At 43.6% G+C, this 15,065-nt stretch carries 13 protein-coding genes and 1 tRNA gene; 8 read left to right on the top strand and 6 right to left on the bottom strand.

Annotated elements, in window-relative coordinates; translation table 11 throughout:
• Window positions 1-73 precede the first annotated feature (73 nt).
• Genes AC1DP6_RS10380 through AC1DP6_RS10365 form a run of 4 tightly spaced genes read left to right on the top strand, consistent with a single transcriptional unit; the run spans window position 74 to window position 5,129 of the window.
• Window positions 74-1,816 (top strand): type VI secretion system Vgr family protein, encoded by a 1,743-nt coding sequence (locus tag AC1DP6_RS10380; RefSeq protein WP_477054733.1) that lies wholly within the window; start codon window positions 74-76, stop codon window positions 1,814-1,816.
• A gap of 14 nt (window positions 1,817-1,830) precedes the next feature.
• The gene (locus AC1DP6_RS10375) at window positions 1,831-2,700 is read left to right on the top strand and encodes a hypothetical protein (protein ID WP_477054732.1); all 870 of its coding nucleotides are present in this window, start codon (window positions 1,831-1,833) and stop codon (window positions 2,698-2,700) included.
• Between the two features lie 40 nt (window positions 2,701-2,740).
• The gene (locus AC1DP6_RS10370) at window positions 2,741-4,216 is read left to right on the top strand and encodes a hypothetical protein (RefSeq protein ID WP_477054731.1); all 1,476 of its coding nucleotides are present in this window, start codon (window positions 2,741-2,743) and stop codon (window positions 4,214-4,216) included.
• 43 nt (window positions 4,217-4,259) lie between these two features.
• The gene (locus AC1DP6_RS10365) at window positions 4,260-5,129 is read left to right on the top strand and encodes a hypothetical protein (protein ID WP_477054730.1); all 870 of its coding nucleotides are present in this window, start codon (window positions 4,260-4,262) and stop codon (window positions 5,127-5,129) included.
• Between the two features lie 257 nt (window positions 5,130-5,386).
• Here the strand turns inward: AC1DP6_RS10365 and AC1DP6_RS10360 are convergent, their stop codons facing one another.
• Window positions 5,387-5,701 carry a hypothetical protein gene (locus tag AC1DP6_RS10360; protein ID WP_477054729.1) on the bottom strand — a complete coding sequence of 105 codons (315 nt, stop codon included), beginning with the start codon at window positions 5,699-5,701 and terminating at the stop codon, window positions 5,387-5,389.
• 314 nt (window positions 5,702-6,015) lie between these two features.
• On the opposite strand from AC1DP6_RS10360, the gene AC1DP6_RS10355 reads away from it, so the two are divergent.
• Window positions 6,016-6,237 (top strand): helix-turn-helix transcriptional regulator, encoded by a 222-nt coding sequence (locus tag AC1DP6_RS10355; RefSeq protein ID WP_477054728.1) that lies wholly within the window; start codon window positions 6,016-6,018, stop codon window positions 6,235-6,237.
• A 307-nt stretch (window positions 6,238-6,544) separates the two neighbouring features.
• On the opposite strand, the gene AC1DP6_RS10350 is transcribed toward AC1DP6_RS10355, so the two are convergent.
• Window positions 6,545-7,288: a hypothetical protein gene (locus AC1DP6_RS10350; protein ID WP_477054727.1), complete on the bottom strand. Its 744-nt coding sequence runs from the start codon at window positions 7,286-7,288 to the stop codon at window positions 6,545-6,547.
• Between the two features lie 241 nt (window positions 7,289-7,529).
• Here AC1DP6_RS10350 and AC1DP6_RS10345 point away from each other — a divergent pair, with 241 nt between their 5' ends.
• Window positions 7,530-7,679: a helix-turn-helix domain-containing protein gene (locus tag AC1DP6_RS10345; protein WP_477054891.1), complete on the top strand. Its 150-nt coding sequence runs from the start codon at window positions 7,530-7,532 to the stop codon at window positions 7,677-7,679.
• Window positions 7,680-8,423: 744 nt separating this feature from the next.
• Window positions 8,424-9,320 carry a terpene synthase family protein gene (locus AC1DP6_RS10340; protein ID WP_477054726.1) on the top strand — a complete coding sequence of 299 codons (897 nt, stop codon included), beginning with the start codon at window positions 8,424-8,426 and terminating at the stop codon, window positions 9,318-9,320.
• A 104-nt stretch (window positions 9,321-9,424) separates the two neighbouring features.
• Here the strand turns inward: AC1DP6_RS10340 and AC1DP6_RS10335 are convergent.
• Together AC1DP6_RS10335 and AC1DP6_RS10330 are read right to left on the bottom strand one after the other, a co-directional pair.
• Window positions 9,425-9,498, bottom strand: a tRNA-Met gene (locus tag AC1DP6_RS10335).
• A gap of 125 nt (window positions 9,499-9,623) precedes the next feature.
• Window positions 9,624-12,137, bottom strand: a complete 2,514-nt coding sequence (locus tag AC1DP6_RS10330) for a mechanosensitive ion channel family protein (RefSeq protein ID WP_477054725.1) — start codon at window positions 12,135-12,137, stop codon at window positions 9,624-9,626.
• A gap of 202 nt (window positions 12,138-12,339) precedes the next feature.
• Here AC1DP6_RS10330 and AC1DP6_RS10325 point away from each other — a divergent pair, with 202 nt between their 5' ends.
• Window positions 12,340-13,914 carry a glycerol-3-phosphate dehydrogenase/oxidase gene (locus AC1DP6_RS10325; protein WP_477054724.1) on the top strand — a complete coding sequence of 525 codons (1,575 nt, stop codon included), beginning with the start codon at window positions 12,340-12,342 and terminating at the stop codon, window positions 13,912-13,914.
• A 90-nt stretch (window positions 13,915-14,004) separates the two neighbouring features.
• On the opposite strand, the gene AC1DP6_RS10320 is transcribed toward AC1DP6_RS10325, so the two are convergent.
• Together AC1DP6_RS10320 and AC1DP6_RS10315 are read right to left on the bottom strand one after the other, a co-directional pair.
• A complete protein-coding gene (locus AC1DP6_RS10320) occupies window positions 14,005-14,598 on the bottom strand; it encodes a nitroreductase family protein (RefSeq protein WP_477054723.1) in 594 nt (197 codons plus the stop codon).
• 9 nt (window positions 14,599-14,607) lie between these two features.
• Entirely contained in the window at window positions 14,608-15,048 is a 441-nt protein-coding gene (locus tag AC1DP6_RS10315; RefSeq protein WP_477054722.1) for an acyl-CoA thioesterase, read from the bottom strand.
• Window positions 15,049-15,065 lie beyond the last annotated feature (17 nt).

Raw genomic sequence — 15,065 nt, 5'->3', positions numbered from 1 at the left:
ATATTAAATTAGCCTTATTGATTTTCCTGTTACCCGGAAGTAAATTGCCATTCTTTATTAAAAACCCAGGATAATGTCACTCCATACGTTAACTACCGTCTCTATTGCTGGCCAGCAGTTTCAGCAGTTCATATCGCTTCGCCTTGAGCAAACACTCGATAGTCATCATGACTTTGAATTGAAAATAGGTTATGACTGGTTATTAAAAATAGGCAAGAATATTCTCTCCGCCAGCAAAGCCTTTCTTGGCAAAGAAGTCAACATCGTTATCAATGCGGTTCAGCAGGGTACTGAGATGGAAGCGATGATCTTCAATGGTATTGTAATGTCTATCAGTGCCGGCAAAGATTATGATGGTACCCACGGATTTTGCATCATTCGCGGATCAGGCCCATCGGTCCTCCTGGACAATGATCCCCACATACAATGTTTTGAAGCACAATCGCTGTCTGCCATTGCTCAAACCGCACTGAAGCCCTGTTTGCCGTATACGGCTTCTCCCAAAGTGGCGCCTGAAACAACTACTAATCTCAAATATATAGTGCAGTATAAAGAATCAAATTTTGACTTTCTGCACCGCCTCTCACAGCGTTTTGGAGAATGGTTCTTTTACAATGGACAACAAATCGTATTTGGCCAGTACACAGGAAAAAAAATAAACCTGGTACATATGGTAGACCTGCTGGAATTTGAATTGCAACTAAAGGTGAAATCAAATAACCAGCTCTTCAACGGCTACGACTACCGCGAACACCAGGTAGTGCAAAAAACTACGCAGGAACAGGCCTCCGGAAATATGGATGCATATACCCAGCAGGTACAATCACTCAGTGAAAAACTATATAATAAGCCTTCTCTTTTTAAAATGACCTATGCGTTCACTACGAATGCCAAAGCAGAGCTGGACAAGTTACTCACACGGCAGAAAAAAGGACGGCTGGCAGATATGGTACACCTGAAAGGCAATAGTAAAAATACTGCGATACGTATAGGCGATACCGTTTCTGTAAAAGAAAATGTATATAATGAAGAAGATCACGGCGAATTTTTCATTACAGCCATCACACATTATTGCAATGGCAATGGACAATATCATAATGAATTTACCGGCATCCCGGCAGAAGTAGCCGCTCCGTCCGTTGATATTGAAAATTTTCCTCATTGTGAAGCTCAAAGTGCTACAGTGGTAGATAACCACGATCCGAAAGGACTCGGTCGCATAAAAGTAAAATTCAAATGGCAGCAACAGGGTAGCACACCCTGGTTGCAGATCATTTCTCCCCACGGCGGTGGAGATAAAGGCTTTTACATGGTCCCGGAAAAAGGGGAAGAAGTGATAGTGGATTTTGAAGGAGGTAACCCGGAACTACCTATGGTAATGGGAACGACCTATAACGGCAAAGCCAAAAGTAGCTTCGGCAATGCCGGCAATGATGTAAAAGCGCTGAAAACCAGAAGCGGTATTTCCTTCTTAATGAACGATGCCGCCGGTAGCGTTACCATTAATGATCCCAGCGGTAACCAGGTGATTATGCATGGCAATAAGCACGTGACGATTAATGCCCCGGAGAAACTGGTCATTAACTCAAAAGATATTGTCATTAACGGCTCCAACTCTATTAAAATTGGTACAGGCGCCGATCCTACGCATGTAGTGATTGACACATCAGGCAACAAGATCGATATCAAAAGCGATACAAATAGTATTCATGGAAAAGACAATACTATCACCGGCACCTCTAATAAGGTGAACGGACAAAACAACCATATCCAGGGTGAAAGTAAACTGGACGGAGGAAACGTTTTCATCAACTAATATAAGTCCAGCCCATGTTTGGTAATAACAACCCGGAGAAACAACTTTTCTTTAGAAAGCCATTTTCTGAGAAATACACACTTACGATCAAAGCAGATGTATTGGCAGGTTCCATGCCTATTAAAACCACTACTGAAATCAGGTGGAATCTACAGGTAATAAAAGTAGAGGAAGATCTGATCGAAATAGAGCTGATAACACTGGATAATGAACTGCTGGCAACCAATAACCCTGCACTGAAAGATCTCGCACGCATGAACCAGGCTTTTGCCAGGATGTACAATGAAATACATGTACTGATAGATAGAAGCGGACGAGTAAAAAAGGTATTGAATGAAGAACTGATTAAGCGCAAATGGGCTTCTACCAAAGCAGAAATGCAGGCAATAGAAAACCAGGTAGAGGCTGTAAAGGGTATCATTATACTCAATGACGAGATCTTTACTTCTTCGGAAAAGATAGTGACAGCCGTTCAAAACAATGAATTTTTCAGCATCTACTTTCATCATGTATATGGCCGGAAACTGCCCGGTGATACGCCCGTAGAAACCAGGTGGAATCATTTTCAGCAGGCCCAGGTAGACTGGAGTTATAACATCAAGTCTAATGTTACGCTACCGGCAATGACCAACCTGTCTTCTGTAATAATAGATGTAACAGGCTATCCCGTTACACGCCTGGACAACAACTGGATAAAGAAAGCATACAGCGCTTTTCAGAATGTTGATACCAGCCATATTAAGCCACATCTTACGGAACTGGGTAAATATAATATTGACCCGCAAACGGGCAGGCTAAAAGAAGCTTATCTGTTGAAAGAGGAAATAGCTCACCCACAGTTTATTTTCTCAAAAATGGAATATACCATGAAGGCTGCCAATTAATATAAACTTAGATCAATCATCCATATCTAAACCTATTGCGATGGGGGCAAAAATAACTACAGAAAAAGAGTTCTGGCAATGCAGTGGGGGCCTGATGCCTGCGCCTATGCAGAGTACTCAGCTGGTAACCAAGAAAAAAGATGGCAATAAATATATCACCATAAATGATAAAAGCACACAAAGCTTTGTTGATTTTGCCTGTAAAAAAATGATGTGGCTGATGGCCCTGATAGCCGCCATCGTAGTGGTGGCGGTAGTAGCCACAGGAGGTGCTGCGCTGATTGCCATCGGTGCTTTGGCCGGTGCTGCCGGTGCTGTACTTGGAGCAGTGGTGGGCAGTCTTATCTGCGGACAAAGAGCCGCTATGGCGCGTATCTGGATAGGTGAAAAGGCGGATTTCAAAATCCTTGAAACACCTACTGTTACTGGAGAGCATAAAATGGTTTGTAATATTTTTGGTGAACAGATTTCGTATGCACCCAATGTCAAAAGCTGGTGGCAGGCGATATCGCTGGGTGCAGCTAATTTTATTGGCGGCGTACTGGAAGGTGCAATGGTAGGCGCCGCAGTAGGAGGTGGTGTAGCCTTTATGGAAGGTGGCATGGCTGCACTGGCGGAAGGAGGCATCGGCGGATTGGGGCGCAGTGCTTTACAGTTGGTCAAATCGTTGCCGGGTAACTTGTTGAAAAATTTCGTAAGTTCATGGACCACCGGACTAGGCGCTGGTTTAAGAGCCACTACAGGCGTACAACAGGTAGCACAAACCTACGGCGAAACCGGATCAGCCGGCGTTGGCGATTTCGGCAAAGGAGTAGTAGGTATGGAAACCGGTACTGCCGAATCGGCCAAAAGAATATTTACCGGACAGGGTACTGCCATGGACTATATTGGTATTGCGATGTGGTTTACACCTGCGCATAAATCTGCGGAGGAAGCCAAAAAGGGTAATAAAGGCGGAAATGAAGAGCAAAGCGGACGAAACAATGAGGGAGAAACACCTGTAAATGATGGGCCCCCACCTGAAAATGAAGCAACTGCCCGTCCTGATGGAGAAGCATTTGAAGATCCTGCACCACTCAGAAATTCAGCAATAGGAGATATAGGGGAAGCAGCAGTAGTGGACAGATTGATTGCCGACGGCTACACTGAAATATTACAGGTACAAAATAATTCCGGTCATGGTGTAGATATCATTGGAAGAAATCCAACGAATGGGCATGTTAAAGCCATTGAAGTAAAAGCGAATACTTCCCGATTAAGTGAAGCACAGCAACAAGGTGGTGAAGTATATGTGGAAGACAGGCTTAGAAGGGCTGCCAACGGTGAACGTGGCTATGGGGTTCCTCCTAATCCACCTGAACTGCCACAGCAGGCAAGGCAGGCACAGAGATGGATAGAAAATGCACCTAATGTTGATTACGAAGTGCATCGCGTGCCAGTAGACAGAACTACCGGCGTAGTAGGAGAGCCGGAAGTTTCCCCATGGGATGCACCGACACCAGAACCGGAAGAATAATTAGTATCATTTTTGAGAAAAAATAATTTCAAAATATCATTATATGGCATTAACAGAACAAAAGGTACAAGAGGTTGTCAGCGAATTAAAAGAATGGTTCAGTAAACCAAATGCAGAAGATTTCCATTTTAAAGAACCATCTAATCAGATTGAAACGATACTGAAAGAATCGAAAGTGCAAAAAGCCGTCATGGTTGATTTAAAAACATTGAACAACTGGTACGGCAATAAATTTGTTTACCGGGCATTGTCAGAAAATGATCTTTCCACCGAACCTGTTTTCTTTGCCAGCAGTTATTATGTAAGTGTCATTGCAGATATCTTTGCCCTGGGGTATCCAGGTAACCCACCCAAATTGTTGTTTACTGATCTGGCCATGTTTCTTGCCAATTGTCTGCAGGCAAAATGGTATGATAAAAGCCATGAAATAATCGATATTATCAACAAAGGTCTTAGTACTAAATTTCTTAAAGGAGGATTGAACTACGCGAAGGCCGCCTGGTTTATTACAGAAATCGCCAATAAGGCATTCAATATAACAGCAGACTATAGCAGTTATAAGTATCCCAGCACACTTGGCGTTTATCAACAGGCATTAGATAAATGGAACACGACCGATTTGGCTGAAGTGGATAAAATAGTATCCGAAATGTGTGATTACCATTTGAGTCAGGCTGATTTTAGTGAAGAAACTCCCCTGGAATTCAGCTTCGTAAAAGAATTTGTTTTTACCTACGAAATACTTGCCTGGTTATCGGTCAGGGAGAAAGCAGGAATAAAAAACCCGGAAAGCTTTACTCACGCGTTAATGCAGCTGCCTGTGAATAAATTGCCTGAGCAGCCAATTGCATTCAATAACATTAAATTGTTTGAGGAGATTTTGAAAAAATTGAAGGAAGAATTCCCGGGATAGCGGATTCAATTTGGCCATAACTTGTTGTTTAGATATGGTTATGGCCAAATTGAAATACCTATATTTAAATCGAGCCAATTATAAAGAGCATTTTAACCCGCCTGTTTTTTTCAGGTGAGCTACTTCTTTTCGCAGCTTTTTTATTTCCTTTTCAGTTTTGGAAATTTCCTTTTTCAGAAAAAGGTTTCTTGTCTCTATGTCTGCGCAGGCTTTTGTAAGAAATTCCTTGTCAGTCATGAAGAATAGTTTTAAAACGGTTAATTATTATTGATAGTTTTTTTGAGATCATATCTGCTAATATGTAATCCCATTTGTTCAAACAGTTTCCCTGCTATTTCTATAATCTTTTCTTTCTCTGCCTTGCTGATAGCGGATATTACCTGCTTCGGGTTTTTGGGATTTACAACATCTTTTATTCTTATTTTTCTATAGAATGTTGGGGTGCTCCAATTACATTCTTCACATACATGCTCCCTGAATATTACTGGTAATTGGCTGAATAGGGTATGAAGCGCTAACGCTGCATTTGAATTGTTTGTCGAAACTGGAATTACAATATCTTTTTGCATCATTTAATAATTGTAGGGTTAAGAAGAAACGAAAGAAGAAGGGGGGCTTGAAAGGCTATAGTTTTCGGTGTCAAGAGTAGAGCAAACACGCTCAAATTACAATTGCTTTTAGGAAGTATCATGTGTGAATTGTCCTGGCATTTTTTGAAAATTATTTTTACTAAATGAAGATAAGTAAAAAGTATTAATAATTACTTAATTAGTAATAAATAGTACGTAAAAATCAATTTATGTAACTAGTACGTATTGATTGATAACAAGTTGTAGTTTTTTCTTCTCTTATTTGGGTTAGATTTGAGAGGATAATTATCATTTTTATGGAAGGGAAATTAAAAATTAATAGAATAAAGGCAGTACTAGCTGATAAGGATATTAAGCAAAAAGACCTCGCTGAGATGATAGGCAAAACCCCCAGTGCCGTTACGCGTATGTGTAATAATAATTTTCAACCCACATTAAAAGTGCTGCGTGATATTGCCATTGCCCTTGACGTTAGTATGTGTGAGTTGTTGATTGATCCGAGGAAGGAGAGGAAATAATCATGGCTATGCATTAAAGAGGCGAGGACAAGCAGGTAGGCTCAACTCCGCTCAGAAGATGGGTAAGCTATGCTTAGCACTCGCTTAGTACCTATAGTAGCCATGCAGTAGAGGTGGACTTGATGCGGGGATGAGGTTCGGATGTATAACCGGGATGAAATTGAATCAACAGATGAATGTAGGGCAGAACCGGCCATAGCAGGGCTGCTTCAGTACCAGGCTGTAGCTGCGGAAAAGAGATATACTATTCAAAGGAAGCAGGCATAAAAGGTTTATTTATCAAAATATCTCCGGCGGCAAGATCGCTTTATTCCAGTTGAATGACAGCTGGATATGTGTATGTATAGGTAAGTTTGGGAAGCAATATCGTCCGCTTTGGGTAAGTACGCTTATTAGCATATTTGGGTACCTGTGGCGCTGCCACGGCAATAATATCTGCCACCATATATTTTCTGCTGCCCGATGGGCCGTCTTTGTACATGGCTCTTACCTGGAAAACTACTACCAGTGAGCCCTGACCGGGTACCTCCAGCGAAACATTTGTTTCCTGGAAAGTGGTATCGGGGGCTATCATTAGCGTAACCGTTTCGCTACCCACCACCTGACGTGATTTAAAATCAATGCGCGTTGCGATCACTTTTATTTCCAGCGCAGCAATACCTTCATACCCGGCGATGGTTTGTGCGGGAATATTTAATACTCCGTTAGGGAGAAGCCGGGGAGCCACTGGAAAGAAACGATCTACTCCGGTAGGCTGATTGAAGCGGAAGCCTGTTAGTGCCGCATAATTATCGCCGGCAGCAATGAGTAGCTTGTTTAGCCTATTGATGTGGCCGCCATCACAATGGATATCCAGGTGGGGGTAGAAAGCATGACGGATAAAAGCGCCTTTCCTGCTGGCGATGCCAAAGCGCCGGGATGCGCGGCGGGTAGCAGCCGTTTGCTGCACGCTTTCAGGCATGGAGCGCAGGAAGTAGTTGCCATTGCGCTTATACCCAATGAGAGGACCGAGTTTTCCCGTAAAGGGAAGGATAGACATTTGTTTTGCCATAGAAGATTATTTTGATTACTATAAATATAACATAATTCGGGGAACGTGTTTCCGGGAGAGATTGGAGCATTAGCTAATGGGAGTGTATTGCGTATTGTATAACATTCAAAGATAGTTCGATTTCTCTACCTGTATTTTCACCAATAAAATCCCGAAATGTATGGTCGGGAAATACCAAATATGTGTCGTAATCAAGCTAATTGCGACATATAATTTGTCGTAATGCCTAGATTTGGTGGCGATGGTGGGAAAAGCGCCTAGCGCTATTAGGAGGATATGTAATAATGATTTTCAACCAACGCTAAAGCTGTTAAGAGAGATTGCTATAGCGTTGGACGTAAGTATTTGCGAATTACTGATCGATTCCAAAAAAGAGGAGAAGCAAGCATGATTCAAACTTCAGAATCATTGACGCTAGTCAGATTGTTTTTAAACCGGTTGAGATCTTTGTAGTCACCAACGATGTATTCCCAATCCTGCATCCAATCTTCATTACGATAATTGAACTCCTTGGAAAGAAAAGAAATGGCATCCCTAGTAACATATCTTCCTTTAGGTTCTTTCATAAGTAAAGTAGCAATGAAAGTAATATAGAAAAGGCTTCCAGCATTGCTGAAAGCCTTTTCTAATTTCGTAGGGGCAACAGGAGGCACTGGGAACCCGTGACTTCGTTTTGTCTGAAATGCAGGGGAATAATCGACAGTGATTTTTAATGTATTATAAATGAACCAACTGTATGTTTACTGCAGCATGCCTCTCTATTTTTGAAGCAACGTCCTAAATAAATATTAAGGAAAAATACAGCATGATGATATGCTTCAATGATGTACAGTCATTATAGGCAACAGACGCCATTTATTATAAAGTAGTAAAAGGTATTCAACATTTTTTGCCAGATTTTGAAACATGGCGCACTATTTCAGCATGACATTAAACGGATGGAAATCTGCTTCTTCCACAAGCTTTTGATTAATCATTTTCAAAAGTAGCGCCCAGGTATAAGACAGAACATTTATCGCTAAACATAAACTATAATATGCGACCTGAAGAATTCAAATCCAGTAACTATCTTCCTTTAAATTATTATCCATGGCCCAATCTTGTGAATTCGCATATAGCGCAAATGGGGAGGGATATGGATTCCTGGATCGATAATGATTACACCTTTCTGACGGACGAACAAAAGGTGAAATACAAGAAGATGCGATTGCATGCCTGTACAGCCTGTATGTGGCCCGACCTGACGTATGAGCAAGCTATTCCCTGCAATAGGTTCATGCTCCAATATGTTGTTCTCGACGATCAATTGGAAGATTCCTCACTTCAGGAAATCCAACAACAGCGGATCCGTTGTACAGCTATTCTTAAAGGTGATGAACCAGGACCAGATGAAAATGCACTTTATCAACATCTGGCGATCCTCAGAAACGAATTCCGTGCTTTCATGCCTGAAATATGGATGGAGCGTTTCATCTACTATTTTTATCAATCCTTCAGATATGGGATTGAATTAGAATATTCTTTTAAAGTAACCAATCTGCCTCCTTCTCTTAGCCTTTTCCAAGTCATTCGTGAGTTTTCCGTTCTTATGCGTCCGTATCTGATCTTTGGTGAGATTGAATCAGGCCTTGTTCTGCCGAACCATATCATTGAGCATCCCATCATACTAAAGATCATATCTCTGATTGTCAGAGTTGTTGCATGGCAAAACGATATTCATTCTCTGCCAAAGGAAATGGCAAAGGGAACAGAAGTGTTTAACCTGATCTTTGTGCTGCAACGGGAATATCATCTATCGCTGGAAGAAGCTTGTACAGAGGCTCTCCGTATTCATAATGCGGATTTGGAAGAAGTGATTGCCTTACATAGGGACTATCGCGAGTTTGGTGAATACCAGGAACATGTAGATAAGTTTTTTTACTATGCTGGAGTCGGGCTTCAGGGAGTAAATACATTTTATTTACAAGAAACGGAGAGATACCTGCATGGAGGAGTAGGGTTTGCCTGGCCTGAAGAGAAGAGTCCTCGCTGAGATGTTTCTTAAAAGGCTAAGAAATAAGCATTCATATTGCACCACCGTGCTCAAATGAAAAAGCCGCAAACCCTTTTTAGTAAGTGTTTGCGGCTTGTTATTTGTAGCGAGATCGGGAGTTGAACCCGAGACCTTTGGGTTATGAATCCAACGCTCTAACCACCTGAGCTACCTCGCCTTTTATCTCCACTTTGACCGCTGTAACTACTATCAGTAGCGCCTGCTGCTCCAAAACGGGAGTGCAAAGATAACGGCTTAAAAATGAAAATTCAAAATGTATCCAACGTTTTTTTATAATTTTTTTTAAACAGTACCGTCAGGCGCGGGTTTATCCCACTTTTTCAGCAAGGCGTCATCAATAGATCTAACGTGCAGATCCTGCTGTGGATAAGGTAATTCGATACCTGCTTTGTTGAGTGCGTCATAGATAAATGTGAGGACATCGCTTTGCTGGGTGCCGGCAACATCCAGGTCGGCGACCCAGAAATATACCCGGAAATTGATGGAGCTGGCGCCAAATTCATATAGCTGTACCACTGGGGAGGGGGCGGTAAGTATGCCTTTCCGGTCTGTAAAAGCGGATTGTATAATGTCGGTTACCTGTTTTACATCGCTGCCGTATCCTACGCCGAGGGTGAAGGTCACGCGGCGGATCCGGTTGGTTCTTGTCCAGTTAATCAGTTGCTGGGAGATGAGGTCGCCATTGGGGACAATGATTTCTGATCCGTCGTAGGCGCTGATTTTGCTGGAGCGGATGCCGATTTCCTTCACTACGCCGGAGCGGGTGCCGAGTTCTATCACATCGCCTACTTCGAGGGGCTTCTCAAAAGCGAGGATGATACCGGATACCAGGTTGTTGACAACATTCTGCAAGCCGAAGCCGATACCTACTCCCAATGCACCGATCACGATGGTGAGCTTGTCCATGGGAATGCCGGAGGCAGCAAAGGCCAGCAGTACGCCGCCGGCGAGTACAGCAAGACGAAGCAGCAGCAGGGCGGAACCAAACTTTGTTTTCTTGGAGGGGTTAGCGCTTTGGCCGGTATTACCAAACATATAGGCGATGAGCTGGGAAGCAACGGTGGCCACCCATATCACCAGTATGAAGATGATAATACTGCTGAAAGTAAAGTCGGAGTTGCCGATGGTATGCCGCGAAGAAAGAAAGCCGGTGATGGCGTCATAGATCGCATCGTATAGATAAACGTTGCGGGTAACGATGACCAGCCAGCCTACGCCGGCAAGTATGCTGAGGAATGTTTTCAGTTTTCGCTGTACATCCTGGTAGTCCATGAAGGAGATGAAGGTGCTGGAATCTTTATTCGCTTCTACCTGCAGGTATACTGCTTCCATCAATATTTTCACGAGAGCAAACAGACTAAGCGCCATCACGGTGTTGACCACCGCGCTGGAACCCACTATTTTGGCGGTGCCCACTCTGGCGAAAATAACGAGCAACAGGGAAAACGCGCTGGTAATCAAAAATAGTTGCAGCACCGGCCGGGTATATTTAGGTTGTGCAAACGTGGTGAGTGACGATTCTTTTAATAACCTGTTGGCAAGTACGATAGACAGGATGGCGCCAATCAGCAGGCCCCATTGCTCTGCATAGGTGACTTCTATTAGTAGGTTATTGAGGCTATAAATGAATAATAAGCCTATCAGCAGCAGCCAGTTTTTGAATAATGTTTTAGGGAAATGAGAACGGAAAATAATGGTCAGCGCAATCACGGCCAATCCCCAGGTGATTTCTGTAAACAGAATAGGATAGCGCACGGATAGTACTGACGACAACGTAGTAATAAATACAACGATGCTGGCTACCGGAAAGCGATATACGTATTTGGCATGCTGCAATATCGTTTCTCCTTCCTGTTCTGTATGGTTTTGCCGGATTCTTCTGATGTTGTTATAAATCCACCAGGAAAGCAATACCGCCAGTAGTAGCCACACAAAAAATACCGGCCATTGGATAGAGAAAAATATCCCCAGTACTTTAGTGCTTTTGCGCAGGGAGTCTTTTAGTACCGGGAAAAATTCAAGTGGATTAATACTGTCCCGGTGCGGCTTCCAGAGGTAGCGGTAATCGCGGGTAAACATGTTGGCAGAATATTGTTGCAGCCGGTAGTCCATGTCCTCGTATAAATTGGAAACATCTATGTACCGGTTGGCGACTCTATTTTGCAATAGTCCTATTTTAATCAGGTTGTACTTATCTGCACTGTCTACTGCGCGGAACTTAAGTATGAGGTTGGTCATCTGCCCCAGGTAAAAGCCGTACAGTTCATCTTCTGCAGGTATATTTCGCATGGCGGTATCATTCCGGAGGGAATGAATAGTGTCGTTGATATTGACCAGTTTATCATTGTAAGAGAAAAGGCTGTTTTGCCAGGAGGTGAGTCTGCGCTGCAACTGTTCCAGCATTACTTTGTTGGTATAAATATCGTTGATGTTGGGGGTGCGCCCCAGACTGGCAATGTTGTATTTAACGAGGGCAATAGAGGTATCTGTCAGCGGAAGACCAGCGCTGATGCTGGCGGTATCAAACCCACGTCTGAGTGAACTCATCAGGTCATTCAGCATCAGGGTATAGTTTTCAATACGATTAATCAGGATGGCTACAGCCGTATCGGATTTTTTTATCCGGTTGGTATCTTTAGCCAGGGCAGCAATGTTTTTCCGGATAGTGGCGCTGTCTATGGGCACCATGTGAATGGTGTCCGGAACTTTTTTCTGCGCAGCTGTGGAGAAGCTGCTGCTGATAATAGCCACCAGCAATATGATTTGTAGCAAAAATGGTTTAACCTTCATGAACATAAGCAACTGCATATAATTTCCTGCGCCGGCAGAAATGGGTAATCCTTTTGGAGGAACATTTTTTCAAGCCTAAATGTTCCTGAATTTAAAACTTTTAACCGGCTAGACCGTTAAGTTTTCTGGAATCGGCTGTTTAACTTTTGCTCGGTATATAATTCCGCTGTATTTTGTAAGTAATTGCCAGACCAATGAAAACTCGCTTATGAACAGAGAAATGCTCGTTACTGCACTTAGAAAGGATCTCGAACCCTGGGACATAGTCGTGATTGGTGGTGGAGCCACGGGGTTGGGAGCCGCTCTGGAAGCGGTAACAAGAGGCTACAGGACCTTGCTGCTGGAGCAGGTGGATTTCGCAAAATCGACATCCAGTAAAAGCACCAAATTGGTGCATGGAGGGGTGCGTTACCTGGCACAGGGAGATGTGTCCCTGGTAAGGGAAGCCAGCGTGGAACGTGGATTGCTGGCGGCTAATGCTCCCCACCTGGTACGTAACCTGGCATTTGTAATTCCTACTTTTAATTTCTGGGAGAATTTAAAATATACCATCGGCCTCAAAATGTACGATTGGCTGGCAGGACGACTCAGTCTGGGTAAGTCGGTACATATTTCCAGGTCAGAAACGTTGAAGCGCTTATCTACCCTCAAGCAGGATAAACTTGCTGGCGGCGTACTGTATCACGATGGCCAGTTTGACGATAGCCGCCTGGCGATCAACCTGGCGCAAACCATTGCCGATAAAGGAGGTACTGTATTGAATTACATGCGGGTGACCAGCCTGAGTAAGGATTCTGAAGGAAATATCAGCGGTCTAACGGTAAAGGATACACTGGATGGTGGAGATGAGATCTATATTAATACAAGGGCGGTGATTAATGCTACAGGTGTTTTTGCGGATGATATTCTGGAGATGGATAACCCGCAGGCACCTAAGTCTATTGCGGCCAGTCAGGGCGTGCACCTGGTGCTCGACAGTGAGTTTCTTCCCGGTCATAACGCCCTGATGATTCCTGCTACCAGCGATGGCAGAGTATTGTTCGTAGTGCCCTGGCATAATAAAGTAGTGGTAGGCACTACGGATACACCAGTTAATCATATCAGCCTGGAGCCAAGAGCGCTGGAAAATGAAATTGCCTTTATCCTCAGTACTGCCGGGCAGTATCTTTCCCGGCCACCTCAGCGCTCCGATGTACGCAGTGTATGGGCCGGTCTTCGCCCACTGGCGGCTGCTAAAGCAGAAGGACATAAAACCAAGGAAATTTCCCGCAGCCATAAAATTATTGTCGCTAAATCAGGACTCATCACTATTATCGGTGGCAAATGGACTACCTACCGTCGCATGGCGGAAGATGTAGTGCATAAGCTGGAAGAAGTATTGCGCTGGAAAGAAACGGCCACCGCTACACCTCATCTCAAAATCCATGGCGCTACAGATAATGTGAACTGGGATGATCCCTGGTATTTTTACGGCAGTGATGTATTACATATTCATCAGATGGTAGCCCGTCAGCCGGATCTGCAGGAAGAACTGAGCCGGGACTATCACATCATTAAAGCACAGGTAGTATGGGCTGTGAAAGAAGAAATGGCCCGTAATATTGAAGATTTTCTGGCCCGCCGTACCCGGCTTCTTTTCCTCGATGCAAAGGAGGCACTACGTATAGCCCCTGCCGTAGCCAGGATTATGGCAGCAGAATTACATAAAGATGAACACTGGGTGGCCACACAGATAAGCAGCTTCGAAGCGGAGGCAAGAGGCTATCTATTAGCGGAAGCGTAAAGCTGAAGGCATAAAGCATAAAGCATAAAGCTATAGAAGCGTATGATGTTAGCGATATACTGTTCATCAAATGCTTCTATAGCTTTCTGCTTACTTCCAAATGAACTTCTCTGAAGATGGTTTTACCCTTCTTCCTGGTTGCGCAGGCTCGTCTGTATAACCGAGGTAAAAGAAACCCAGTACCAGGTCTTCATCTCCCAAACCCAGGTAATCCTGCATAGCAGGGTGGTAGGTCATACCACCGGAACCCCAGTAGCCTGCAAGGTTAAGTGCAGTAGCTCCCAGCCAGATATTTTCTACTGCGCAGGATACTGCCGCAATTTCTTCCAATGCCGGAATCTTTGGGTTGTTGCCCCGTTTCATGCAAATGGCCAGTACGTGTGAAGCGAGGTTGCCCTGGTTTTTCAGTTTGTCGTAATTGCCCGGAATATATTTGTCTGCCGGAGTGTATTGCTTATACAGGTCGGCATGATCCGAACAAAACTGCCGCACTTTATCTCCGCTGTATACTACAAAATACCAGGGCTCCGTATAGCCGTGGGTGGGAGCCCAGTCGGCCAGTTGCAATAATTGCTGAATGGTTTCATCTGCTATCTTCCTGCCGTTCATGCTGGTGGGTTTCACCGTACGACGTGCTGTAATCACTTGCTCCACAGATGTGGCTAATGTTGTTGTATCCATCATATGTTGTATTTATTTTCCTGTTTCCAGGCTGGCCTTCATGTCGGCCGGTAACTTCATTATTTTGCGAAGATGGTAATCAAAACAAATCATGCCGGTTTTGGCTTCGGCAATCGTGATCGTTTGTGCATTCCTGTTAGTAGTGATGCGATAAAACAACTCAAAGCCAAAGGCATTGAATTCTCCTGCAGCTATCGCTACTTCAAAAATATCTCCATGAAATGCTTCTCCTTTGTAAGCTACTGCCACATCTGCCATAATCAAACCTTTACCGGCTTCATGATCCAGTTCTTTGTAGCCGATACTGTTGAGGAACTGAATCCTTGATTCGTGCATGATAGACAGTATAGCATCGTTGCCTACATGATTACCATAATTAATGTCCTGTATACGTACAGGTATTTGTATAATAAAAGGGAATACTTCCGGTAAATCTATCTTAATCCTTGCCATTATTATTTTTTAGGGAG

The organism is Chitinophaga sp. 01L420, assembly GCF_056399985.1.
This window is presented reverse-complemented; position numbering and strand designations above follow the sequence as displayed.